Genomic DNA, 12,422 nt, shown 5'->3' with positions numbered 1-12,422 from the left:
TAATTTGCCCTTGCACATCCAAATTTTAAAATATATCTTGATTGAACAATACTATTTTAAAAATATAAAATTATTGGCATATAAATGATTGGGTGAATAAACTGCCCCATATTTCATTTTAAAATTGGTTAATTATTTCTTACCTTGCTCTGCCAATGTTTTCCAAGCGTTATTTCTAAGATAAACGGGTAAGGCGTTTTCTGCCGTTACCGTCTCGCCCTTTAAAAATAGCGGATAGGCAAGGTATGCAATGTGGCAAGCAGTCGGATTTAGGCGTAATTTTTTGGCATCTGTTGCCACCAAATCCACGCCATCCCCCACGATGATGTCGGTCTCTACATGCTTGTCATAATCCAGCAAATATTCGCTTTGGGCAATGGGCAAGGCTTTTTGTACCACAAAATCCCCTGCATAGACTTGGTTTTGGCGAGCGTCTATCACGCCAGTTATCCTTGTGCCGTCCGCCATACTTGTCTGTTCACACGCCATAAATGCCAAGGCGTGTAGGCTGGATATGCCGATACACGGTGCGTCATTGGCGACAGATAGGGCTTGGACTAGGGCGGTATTGATTCGAATACCACTAAATGCCCCCGGCCCACGGTTGAACGCCCACGCCTGTACGTCTTTTATGTCCACACCTGCCGTATGCAGTGCCTTGTCAAGCATGGGCAAGATAATCTCCGTTTGCCCACGCCCACCTGCCACGGTCTCGGTGTAGATGATGGTGTCGTTTTGCAAAATGGCAATCGAGCATTGCTCAAAAATGGTGTCAAAGGCAACAAGAATGTCAGATGGGCTGGGCGATAAGGCGGTCATAGAATGTGTGCGGGCAAAATAAAAAACGCTTATCATACCACAAAATACTTGTAAATTTTAGGGTCTTAAAAGCGGTCGGGGTTATTGATAACATTATTTACAATGGAGTAATAATTAAGAAAATTTATTTTTGTTGGACGGGGTGGTTTTATGACAAATAAATTCAATAAAAACTTTTGGTATTTTTAATCAAATCAGCGTATAATGTTCAAAACCCATAAAAATTTTATGGTGTTCGTTTTGACTTGTGTAGGGCGTGCCTGCCGTTGGTATTTGCAATGAAAAACAAGATTTAGCCATTTTTCATGCAAAAATTGATTTAAAATGTTAAATTTTTACCTTAATTTTATAAAAATGTTATCAATGGTAGGCACGCCCTAATATTTAGGAAATTTTTATGGAATCTTATGTTCTGTATGATGACGGTCATCACAAATGTATCGCGTTTAGTATGCCCGAAGAAGATGAAAGCGTGCCATCGAACCAGTTTTTAATCATTGATGGCGAAGAAGCGGCAATCATTGACCCAGGTGGGGATTTGACCTTTACGCCACTGACTTTGCAAATCACCAAATACACCAGCATGGAGAGTATTAAGTACGTCATTGGCTCGCACCAAGACCCTGACATTTTGGCGTCCATGCCTCGTTGGCTCATCCATTTGCAAAATACCAAACTGCTTATCCCGACGTTGTGGGAGCGGTTTTTGCCCCATTATAATTCTGCCTTTACCAAAGGGCGATTGCACCACGGTTTGTCGGAGCGACTCGAAGGCATTCCTGATGTGGGTGGCGTGTATGCACTGGGCAATACTAAAATCATGGCAATCCCTGCCCACTTTTTGCATTCGGTGGGTAACATTCAGTTTTATGACCCTGTCAGTCAGATTCTGTTCTCGGGCGACATGGGGGCGTCATTGGTAGGGCATTCTGGCATCAAGGTGGAGAATTTTCAAGCTCACATCAACAGCATGTCAGGTTTTCATAAACGCTATATGGCAAGTAATAAAGCCTGCCGTCTGTGGGCGGACAGCGTACGCCAGCTACCCGTGGACATGATGGTGCTACAGCATGGCAAGCGACTAGAAGGGCGTGCCATCTTTGATGAGTTCTTAGATTGGATTAGTGGGTTATCTTGCGGTATGATTTGATTGATGAGAGTACTTATGACATCAATGAGTTAATGGCGTTGGCTAAGGTTGTTCGGATATGATGGGTTAAAAAGGCGTGATGATACGCCTTTTTATTTTGGTTTTTTGGCAGACATTATTATTTACCCCATTTTTAACATCCACCCAAGATATCATTTATGGGTAACACCATCCACAGAGCCACGCTCTAACAGCCTTGACCCTATCCAGTGCCGACTAAACTGATATGCCACCCGTCCCGAGCGACCGCCTCGAGTGCTTGCCCATTTTAGGGCTTCGCTGCGCACCATCTCATCAAATGCCATGTCCGCCCGTGTCAAATAATACGCCACGATGTCCAAATACGTCTCTTGATTCATGGGTGAGAACGATATCCACAGCCCAAAGCGGTCTGAGAGCGAGACGGTCTCATCGATGGTCTCATAGGGATTGACTTCATCGGTTTGACCGTTATAAATGCTGACGTTATCCTTCATGAGCTGTGGCAACAGATGACGGCGGTTACTGGTGGCATAGATGAGCAGACGGTCTTGTTCGCTGTCTAACGCCCCATCCAGCACGCTTTTTAGGGTGCGGTAATTTTCATCATGCCCATTAAATGCCAAATCATCACAGTAGATGATATAACGGCAGTAGCTGTCGCTTGCCTTGATGGCGTGGCGGATTTTATCAAGCATTTGCAAATCATCTCGGGCGACTTCTATCACTCGCATACCGTCTTGATGATGGGCGTGAAGTAAGGCACGTACAAGGCTTGATTTGCCTGCCCCACGAGTACCAGTCATGAGAACGTGGTTGGCAGGCAAGTTTGCCAAAAATTGGCGGGTATTTTGAATGATTTTGTCTTTTTGGGTATCAATGCCGTGCAAATCATCCAAAGTGATGCCAAGGTGGACATCAATAGGAGCGAGTATGCCACGCTGACCGCCAACCCAGCGATAGGCGAGAACATCAGGGTCTAGATGAATGGATTGGGTGGTGCGTTCGCTTAAAAATTGATTGGCTTTTTGCAAAAAACTTGTGCCAAGGGTCAGTAGTTCGTTATGTAGATTCATGTCAGATGTGTGATAAAAATCTTAATTTAACATAAAACGCCCAAAAATAAAACCACCTTGCTTGGTGGTTTTGGTAATAATAATCTTGTGTAAGCTGTTCTGTGATTACAAACCGCCCACGCTCATCAAAAAACCGCCGAACCACCAGCCCCGCCGACAGCGTACACGCCAGTGTACTGCCCCCACAGACAAAAAACATGGTAACAATCTGATAGCGTACCGCCTGTGTAGGGTCAGCCCCTGCCAGTATTTGCCCTGTCATCATCCCTGGTAGGCTTACCAGTCCGACCACGAGCATGGAATTGACGGTTGGGGTTAGGCCATTTAGCACCGCCGATTTGACAAGCTCATGCACCGCTTCAAAGGGGGTAGCCGACAGCGATAGGCGAGATTTGATAAGGGCTTGCTTGTCGTGCATGGCGTTCACAAGTTCGTTGGTTGTTAAGGATATGGCGGTCAAAGAATTGCCCAAAATCAGCCTCAAAATCGGTATGATATACTGGGGGCGATACCAAGGCGACACCTTTAAAATGAGTGTCATGGCAATCAGCGTAACCACACCCGTGGCAACCGATAGCGAGATGATACTATCAGACAGTAAGCCCTTGTAGGGGTGTTTGACCCGACCTTTTGCCGAGTGGCTTGCGATGAGTGTCATGATGGTTAAAATCGCAAGCACCTGCCACGCACTCTCCCGAGCGAACACCCATGCCAAAATCAGCCCAATCATGGACAACTGCACGACCGTCCGCACCCCTGCCATGATGAGTGTGCCTGTCAAGCGAAGTCGCAGGTATGCCGACACGCCTATCGTGATAAGCAGTAGGGTGCTGGCTAGGGTGATGTCGGTTAGGGTAAGTGTGATTGCCATAATTTACACCGCCAACACACCATTATCCATACGCCACAAATCCGCCCCCAACGCTTGTTGTTCGCTTGGCGTGTGCGTAACCCAAATCAAGGCTTTGGTATCATCATGCCAATCTAGCACGAGTCTCATGAGCAAATGTGCCGTCTCATCACCAAGGGCGGACGTGGTCTCGTCAAATGGGGCAATTGCTGGGTTAAATTGCAACGTCCGCAAAAAACTCACGATTTGGCGTTCGCCCCCTGACAGCTCATGGATTGATTGGTCGATAAAATTGTCATGTTTACCAAGCGTGGTAAGCTGTTGTAAATGCCAATCTTTATCAAATTTTTTGTTTTGGTGGTATTTAAAACCAAAGGGACCGGTTAGATGGTCAAGCACCGTGCCGTCCGATAGGCTAGGCGTTTGATGAAATAAGGCAACAGCAGAGCGATAATCGGGTCGGGGATTTGACTAAGGGATGTTAGTTTCCCATTTTTATTTAACATAATCCTATCAGTAATAGCACTATCCAAAGGCAACAAATCGGCTAAGGCTTGTAATAACACCGATTTACTAGAGCCAGAGCCACCGACCAGAGCGACTTTTTGCCCATGATGTAAGGCAAAAGACACGTTGTCAAGCAAGGTACGGTCTGGGGTATGGTAGGATAGGGCGGTGGCGGTGAGTAGGGGCATGGTGTAGTGTGCTTGGGGTAGGATTTTATGATATGAGATTTGCCGATGGCATTACCCAAAAACCGCCTGCCCCTGATGGATTGATAAGTCTGATAAGTGGGGCAGATGGCTTGGTGTGGAGCTTATTTTTTGGTGGGTCGCTTGCTTACATCCTTATGCTCGTCAGTCTCGTACAACGCCCCTGCACGCCCCACGATGAGCGGGTCAATGTTGCCAATCTGTGAGTCGTCTTTGTCGGCATAGTCCAGCTTGTTTAGGACATAACGCATGGCGTTGAGTCTGGCACGTTTTTTACAGTCGGATTTGATGACAATCCATGGCGATTCGCTCGTGTCGGTCTCAAAGAACATCGCTTCTTTGGCGATGGTGTAGTCGTCCCATTTGTCAAGGGACGCTTTGTCCACAGGCGAGAGTTTCCACTGTTTTAGGGGGTCATGCTCACGGCGAGAGAAACGCACTTTTTGCTCTTCACGGCTTACCGAGAACCAAAACTTGATGAGCGTAACGCCTGACTGGGTCAGGTGTTTTTCAAAGGCAGGCACCTGCTCCATAAAGATGTGATATTCATCATCACTGCAAAAGCCCATAACACGCTCGACCACAGCACGGTTGTACCACGAACGGTCATACAGCACTATCTCGCCTGCGGTGGGTAGAGTCTGCACATAACGCTGAAAATACCATTGTCCACGTTCGGTCTCGGTCGGCTTTTCTAGGGCGACAACCCTAGCGCCACGGGGGTTTAGGTGCTCCATAAAGCGTTTGATGGTACCGCCTTTACCAGCGGCGTCACGCCCTTCAAAAAGGATGACAATTTTTTGTCCTGTTTCTTTGACGTGGCGTTGTAGTTTTAGAAGTTCAATTTGTAATTTGTACTTTTGAGCTTCGTAGTTTTTACGGCTCATGCGATGCTTATAAGGATAACCGCCTTCACGCCAGTTGGGGGCAAGCTCGGTGTCTTTGGATTTGCTTGCACCCAGCTCGCTACTTAACTGATGGGCGACATTGGTGGTAGGCAAGTACTCTGCCAAGCGAACCCCAATTTGGGTCAAATCATCAGCACTGGCGTGTTCAACCAACTCTTCTAGGCGAGAGAGAGTGTCAGAGAATTCGTCACGAAATTTGGTAGCGGACTGCTTTTTTGGGGCGGTTGCCATGCGGACTCCTTGATAAAAATGTGGATTTGTTTTATATTAACATAGCGGTAATATTTTGGCAATATAATACGCCCATTTGTTTTGGATTTTTAATGTCTATTAGAGGGTGATGTGGGGATTTTAACAGGGATTTTATCTATTATGCCATTAATTGTTACGCAGTGATCAATATTTGGGACTTCATCCTGCTTACAAATTAAAAATAAAGAATACATAAACTCATCTCCGAGTTTCTCCCGTTCATCACTTCCTTGGTAGTTAATCATTACATTAGAATTACCAGTACTAAAAATAGATACGGATAACCTTTGTTCACCAATACTCCATTTGTATATTTCATTTCCATTGCCAAAATAAGATGACATAGGTGGCAGATTGTGTAAAATCTCTCTGTCAAAATTCTTACCCAAAATAGTATAAATATTCCCATTTTATCTACCACCTAACTCAATCCTAATCGGGGTATTTTATATAAAACATTAAACACAATTGAATTATCATATCTTTCTTTATTGATGCTGGTGTCATCAGGTAGACGAGCACCTAATTCAAAAAAATGATAAAATATATTTGGTGGTTTGCAAACAGATGAAAGGGCGATTTCGCTATATGTAAGTATGAAAATAGCGAAGATAAATTTCTTGAAATTCATAATGGTAACACCAATGTTATAAATTATTTGGTAATATAATAACTAAAATCATTCACCAAATCATACCAAACCTAACTCACGCCCGAACCTAATAACCTGCTTTCGCCATTAGCAATTTTTTTGACATGGATTTGGGTGGGAATGCGTTCTTTTAATGATTGGACGTGTGAGATAATGCCTATCATCTTGCCTGTATCTTTTAATGATGATAATACCGACAATGCAATGTCCAATATCTCATCATCTAATGTGCCAAAGCCTTCATCCAAAAACAATGAGTTAATACTGACATTCTCACTGCTCATTTGTGATAAACCCATTGCCAGTGCTAATGACACAATAAAACTCTCGCCCCCTGAGAGATTTTTGGTGCTACGAATCTCACTGCCTTGGGCGGTGTCGATGACATTTATCTCTAATAGGCTTTTGTTGATCTTATCATCGCCATGAGTTAGGACATAGCGACTGTCCATTTTGCTAAGGACATCATTGGCGTGATGGAGCATAAGCTCCAAGGTCAGTCCTTGGACGAAGTTGCGGTATTTAATGCCTTCTTTGGAGCCGATGAGTTCATCAAGCTTTGCCCATACGACCAAATCCTGCTGTTTTTGACTGATTAAATTCATCAAAGAGCCGTGCTTTTCTCTGTTGTCCTTGGCATTCATAAATAGCTGTTTTTGCTCGCCAAAGGCGGTCAGCTGTTCATAATGACGGCTTTGTAATTGCTCTTTATATTGTTTTAATTCATCCAATGTCATATTTTTCGATTTGTCATTTGTTGTATTGGATTCATGTTGTTTCTCCATGTCTTTTAAAATATCCGCCAAAACTTTATCATCAGGCTTGGCAGTCATGATGTCATCTAGTTTATGCTCCCAATAGTTAAGATTATCACGGGCTTGTTTTAAGGCATAATGTAAGTTTTGCTCGGTTTGCCCTAATGCTAAGCGTTCATCATTATCCATGCATGCCGATAAAAATTCATCGGTGTCTTTAAAGCCTTTGTCTGTTAGTGATTCATTAAACTTATGTTGTAATTCATCAATGTGCTTATCAAGCGTGGCAATGTGGCTTTGATGATGGCTGATTTTTTCATTTAGACTTAATAAGGCTTGCTGGGACTTTTGATGACTCTTTTGGCTGTCATGAAATGCCCGCTCGCTCTCATCTATCGCTTGGCGTAGCATGGCTTCTTTGTCATCGACATTATCCGTGCCAAACAGTGCTTCACGCTCTGATATATGGCTGTCGTGGTGCTGGGTTAGGGATATTTTTTCTTGCTCTAATTCATGCAGTTTTTCTTGATGGTCATTTAATTGTTTGCTTTGATTGGTCAGATGAATTTGAATGTGGCTTAGCTCGGATTCTAATTGCTGTTTTTGGGCGTGGTAATTGTCATGGTCTTGGCTGATTTGGATTAGCTCGCCAATATGCTGATGAATATTTGCTAATAATGATGTGTGGCTGTCATTATTAATATCATTAATATCATTAATATCATTAATATCATTAATATCATTAATAACATTAATAACATTATCCATGTTTATATCCATGCCTTTTTGATATCGCCCTAATTTGGCAGTGATGGCATGGATAAGCTCATGAATGCTTTGTTCATAATCAGCGATGGCGGATTTGGTGTCTTGTATTTGTTCTGTGATGATTTCGATGTGATTTTTTAGGGCTTTACCGTCTTGGGTGATGATGTCAAGATTTTGGCGTAAGTTATTTAGCTCTTGGCTTTTTTGGGTAAAAGCGTGCTGTAATTTATGATAGTTATCATAACTACCAGTTAAATGGGCTAATGTTTGATGAATGATGTCATTTAATGTATTAATGACTTCTTTTATCTTGGGCGAATTGTCATCTAATGCCATGGGTAATTCATGATGGACGTTTTTTATTATCTCCTGTGCGATGATGGTTTGATAATCACGGTTTATATTTGTGATGATTTCATTTTTTTGTGCTGTTAATGTTTGTTGTTGCTCGCCATAATACACTTTTGCACTGGTGATATTGGCAAGTATTTCTTTATGAGCTTGCAGGTTTTCTTTATGCGTTTCTATTTTTTGGGTGGTGTGGGTGATGGCGGTTTTGGTGCCATCATCAATATCATGGATAAAGGGGTTGTTAAGGGCGTACGGGTGCGTTAATGAACCACACAGCGGACAGGGTTCATTATCGGTCAGTTTGGCGTGATGTTCTTTTAGGGCGATGAGCTGTTGTTGGGTGTCATAATGCTGTTTTAGGGCAGTTAGGGTGTTTTGCTCTTGGGTGATTTGCTCGTTTAGGGCAGAAATGGCAGATAGGGCGGTTTGCTCTTGCTCGGCATTGTCATGCAGGCGAGTGCTTAGTTCATGAAGTTGTCCATTTAACTGTCTGTGGCTCTCTGCATGCTGGCTAAGGGCATAAGTCAAATGCGACAGCTCTTTGATGTGATGAATCTTATCTTGAAAATGCGTGCCATAATACGCCAATTTGTCATTATCAATATCAGATAACATGAGCGATGTTTGTAACAGCTCGCTGATTTGTCCGATAAGGGCTTGATGGTCATGTTCGATTTGAGCCAACCGCTCTTTTTGGGTTCGCAGTTCATCTCGTTTATCATTGATTTGTTGGGTTTTTTGGTGTAGCTCATCGGTTTGGGCGTGCAGTTTTCGGGTGTGCTGACGAAGCTGTGCCAAAGCAGTGCTAAGCTCACGTTCATGACCCGACAGCACACCCACATCTTGCTTGATGTCGGAATAATGTGCCATGTGTTCATGGCGGTCATTGATGGCGTGTAGTGTGGCTTGGTGCTTATCCTGCTGACTGTTTAGTTCTGATATCGCCTGCTTGGCATTAGCTATCATCGTTTGCTCGTTCGTGATGGCGTGGCTGATTTTGTCGATTGCCGATTTGTCCTGAGCGATGATGTTATCTAGCGTTCGCACTTGTTTGAACAGGGGCAGGGCTTGTTTATACTGGGCTTTGTGGGCGGTCAGTGTGCCATGATGACTGTCCTTTTGTGCTTGTCGACTCTGCTGTTCTTGTATTAGCTCGGGCAGGGTGTTTTGGAGTTCGGTAAGGGCGGTGTGGGTGTGGGTTAGCGTGTGGTACTCACGGGTGAGTTCTTGGTAGATGGGCGATAGCTCATGAGCCAGATTAGCAAGGCGTAAGCGAATCGCCGACTTGTCAAAGGCTTGGATGTCTGTCTGGGCGGTTACAATGTCCGCTTGGTGCTTGGCGATGTGAGCTTGGGCTTGGATTTGGTTTTGGTGCCAGCCGATGATGGTATCTAGGCGTTGCAGGCTAGTTTGGGTGTCACGAAGACGAGCGCCATCATCGCTGATACGTCGCTCCAAGGCAGAAAAATGCTCGTCATCCATGACATCGATGTCGCCTACTTTTTGCTCTAATTGGTGTAGCTCTTCCTTTTTTTGCTTATGTACATCAAAGGCTTTTTGGCTGATTTTGGCGTAGATGTGCGTGCCAGTGATTTGTTGTAGGATTTCGCCCTTTTCATTGGCTTCGGCTTTTAAAAAGGCGGAAAAATTGCCTTGGGCAAGCATGACCGAACGGGTAAACTGCTCAAAGTTCATGTGCATGATTTCTATGGCTTTTTTATCGCACACGCTCGGCTTGGTCTCGATGATGGTGCCGTCATCGGATGGGTCGGTCAGTAGGCTGATTTGGCGTTTGATGGGTTGTAACTTGCCGTCGGGCTTTTTGTTTGCCCGTCGCTGTTCAAAGCCGAACCGATAGAGCTTATCGCCTGTACTCTCATTCATGAGTAGCACCACTTCGCTGTGGCAGTCGCCTCTGTCCACGCTCATGAGTTCGTTTTGGGTGTTGCTGATGGTGCTAATCCTTGGCGTCTGTCCATAGATGGCAAGGCAGATGGCGTCTAGTATCGTCGTCTTGCCTGCCCCTGTCTGTCCTGTGATGGCAAACAGCCCGTCATTGACAAAGGCGTCATCGGTAAAATCAATGTGCCAGTTGCCTTTTAAAGAGTTAAGATTGCTAAATGATAAAGAAAGTATTTTCATGATATTTTGGATAAATAAATGGCAAAATAAATTGGTAGAATGACTTTAAAATAAATTGAGTAAAAAATCAGTCGGATAAAAATAAGTAAGATAAAAGCCAAGCCATACACCGTCAGTCCGCCTGCACGTCCTGCTCATGAATGGCTTGGATGATGTGCTGATAGGCGACTTTTAGCTCATCTTTTTCATCATTGCTCACCGCTCTCCTGTCTAAAAGTCGCTCAAACACGTCCATGGTTGTGAGCTGTTTTAGGTTCTCGCCATGATGGGTGCTTTGTAGGACGTGCCTGCGTTGGGTGTTGTTTTGGATGTTTAGGGGTAGGACTTTGGTGTCTGTCAAAAAGGCTTTGATGTCTTTGGCAAAATTTGGCTCTAACGCCTGCCCATCATAGATAATCTCGGCATAGATGGTTTGGTTTTCGGCGATTAGGGGGCGTAAGGCGTGCTTAATGCTGTCGGTGTCGCCTTGTAGTCTCACTAGCTTGGTAAAGACGGGTACGGTCAGGGCATGAATGTGGGGCGTGTTCGCTGTGACGGGGTCAAAATCAACAATCAAGACCTCTTTGTCCTTACCAATCTCACCAAAGCCCATGGCAATCGGCGAGCCACAATAGCAAATGCGATCTTGTCCTGCAACCTTTTGCGGGGCATGGATGTGTCCTAGGGCGACATAGTTGATGTCATTGGCAAAAATACTGGCAGGCAGTTGCCCGAGTGTGCCGACAAAGGTCTCTTTTCGCATGCCGTCATCATCCGATGACACGCTCGCCCCTGCACTAAACAGATGACCGGTGGCGATGATGGGAATGGGGGGCTGGTTTGGGCTGGCTTGGTGTTTATCTCTTAGGGCGATGGCGTGGTCGGCAAGGCTTTGATAATGCTTGGCAATGCCTTGGGCGGTCTCGCTGTCTCGCTGTCCTGTCAGCTCAAAACTACCGCCTGTCCTGACATCTTTGTCACGCAGATAAGGCACGGCAAGGACGATGGCACGCACGATGTCTGAATTGATTTTTGAGTCGTCTTTTGGGTTGTCTTGTGATTTGTCTTTTAAATTATTTTTTAAGTCATCTTGTGGTTTGTCTTTTAATAACAGTATTTCATCATGGATGTCGGCGGTGGCTTGTCCGACGACTTGGACGTTCAGTGTTTTTAAAATGGCTTTGGGGGCGTCCAAAAAGGTGGGACTGTCGTGGTTGCCTGCGGTGATGATGACGTGCTGGCAGGGGCTTTTGGCGACTTTGCCCAAAAAGTCATAATACAGCTCTTGGGCTTTGTTACTGGGGGTGGCGGTGTCAAAGATGTCGCCTGCCACGATGAGTGCGTCCACGTCATGGGTGCTGATGGCGGTGTGTAACCAGTTTAAAAAGGCTTCAAATTCATCATATCGAGTGTGGTTAAACAGGCGTTTGCCGATGTGCCAGTCGGATGTGTGTAAAATGCGTAGGGCGGTTGGGGACTTGGGGGGTATGGTGTGCATGGTGGTTATTTCGATGAGTAAGACAAAAGCAAATGAGATAAATGGGCTGTGATGTTTTAAAGTTTATAAAAAAGACCAACTCTTGCGGGCGGTCTTTGGTAAATGTATGTAAATCGTCAGACAGCGGTTTTGACTGTTTTGGCTTTGTCAAGAGCGGTGTATAGGCGATTGACTTCATCGGCAGATGTTAGGTGTAGATTGACCCGCAGGGCGTGAAATCGTCCTGTCTTGGATGGGCGGACGACCATGCTGGCGGTGTCAAAATCAGGGAAAATCTCTGCCAAAATAAGCGTGACTTCATGGCGTAGGCTGTCATGCTCACCTTCGTGTCCGATGATACTCATGGGGTAGTCCATGGGGAACTGCCACAGCTCGGGGTTTTGGATTTCGGTGCGTTTGGCGTTTACGGTGGGGGCGATATTTAGACTCGTAAGTTTGGTGGTCATGATAATAATAAATAGATGAATTTAGGAATAAATGGGGGTGGCGGTCGCTTTTTCAAGCGTAAAAATACACCCCACAAACCCCAA

The 12,422-nt window shown here is 44.9% G+C and carries 10 protein-coding genes and 1 pseudogene; 1 reads left to right on the top strand and 10 read right to left on the bottom strand.

The features are described 5' to 3' along the window. Positions 1–132 precede the first annotated feature (132 nt). A complete protein-coding gene (tsaB, locus tag B0182_RS00260; RefSeq protein WP_244893618.1) occupies positions 133–855 on the bottom strand; it encodes a tRNA (adenosine(37)-N6)-threonylcarbamoyltransferase complex dimerization subunit type 1 TsaB in 723 nt (240 codons plus the stop codon). 361 nt (positions 856–1,216) lie between these two features. Between tsaB and B0182_RS00255 the strand changes: the two genes are divergently transcribed. Continuing rightward, positions 1,217–1,969, top strand: a complete 753-nt coding sequence (locus B0182_RS00255) for an oxygen-binding di-iron domain-containing protein (RefSeq protein ID WP_078273028.1) — start codon at positions 1,217–1,219, stop codon at positions 1,967–1,969. Between the two features lie 152 nt (positions 1,970–2,121). On the opposite strand, the gene B0182_RS00250 is transcribed toward B0182_RS00255, so the two are convergent. The 9 genes and pseudogenes from B0182_RS00250 to B0182_RS00215 form a co-directional block, all read right to left on the bottom strand. Beyond that, positions 2,122–3,003, bottom strand: a complete 882-nt coding sequence (locus B0182_RS00250; protein ID WP_410173939.1) for an ATP-binding protein — start codon at positions 3,001–3,003, stop codon at positions 2,122–2,124. A gap of 22 nt (positions 3,004–3,025) precedes the next feature. Beyond that, the gene (locus B0182_RS00245; protein WP_078273026.1) at positions 3,026–3,895 is read right to left on the bottom strand and encodes an ABC transporter permease; all 870 of its coding nucleotides are present in this window, start codon (positions 3,893–3,895) and stop codon (positions 3,026–3,028) included. A 3-nt stretch (positions 3,896–3,898) separates the two neighbouring features. After that, positions 3,899–4,276: pseudogene (locus tag B0182_RS15055) on the bottom strand (ATP-binding cassette domain-containing protein); the annotation flags it as partial. After that, entirely contained in the window at positions 4,258–4,569 is a 312-nt protein-coding gene (locus B0182_RS15050; RefSeq protein ID WP_078273024.1) for an ATP-binding cassette domain-containing protein, read from the bottom strand. The gene B0182_RS15050 and the pseudogene B0182_RS15055, both read right to left, overlap by 19 nt. Positions 4,570–4,691: 122 nt before the next feature. Beyond that, positions 4,692–5,726, bottom strand: a complete 1,035-nt coding sequence (gene ppk2 / locus B0182_RS00230; RefSeq protein ID WP_078273023.1) for a polyphosphate kinase 2 — start codon at positions 5,724–5,726, stop codon at positions 4,692–4,694. A gap of 89 nt (positions 5,727–5,815) precedes the next feature. After that, a complete protein-coding gene (locus B0182_RS13760) occupies positions 5,816–6,091 on the bottom strand; it encodes a hypothetical protein (RefSeq protein ID WP_143821625.1) in 276 nt (91 codons plus the stop codon). Positions 6,092–6,449: 358 nt separating this feature from the next. Further along, the gene (locus tag B0182_RS00225) at positions 6,450–10,415 is read right to left on the bottom strand and encodes an AAA family ATPase (protein WP_078273022.1); all 3,966 of its coding nucleotides are present in this window, start codon (positions 10,413–10,415) and stop codon (positions 6,450–6,452) included. Between the two features lie 112 nt (positions 10,416–10,527). Continuing rightward, positions 10,528–11,892: an exonuclease SbcCD subunit D C-terminal domain-containing protein gene (locus B0182_RS00220; RefSeq protein WP_078273021.1), complete on the bottom strand. Its 1,365-nt coding sequence runs from the start codon at positions 11,890–11,892 to the stop codon at positions 10,528–10,530. Positions 11,893–12,008: 116 nt separating this feature from the next. Further along, the gene (locus B0182_RS00215; protein ID WP_051226110.1) at positions 12,009–12,338 is read right to left on the bottom strand and encodes a YbeD family protein; all 330 of its coding nucleotides are present in this window, start codon (positions 12,336–12,338) and stop codon (positions 12,009–12,011) included. Between the last annotated feature and the right edge of the window lie 84 nt (positions 12,339–12,422).

Origin of the sequence: Moraxella bovis, from assembly GCF_002014975.1 — a bacterium.
Classification (GTDB): Bacteria; Pseudomonadota; Gammaproteobacteria; order Pseudomonadales; family Moraxellaceae; genus Moraxella; species Moraxella bovis.
Note: the sequence above shows the minus strand (reverse complement) of the source record. Positions and strands in the feature narration are given on the sequence as shown.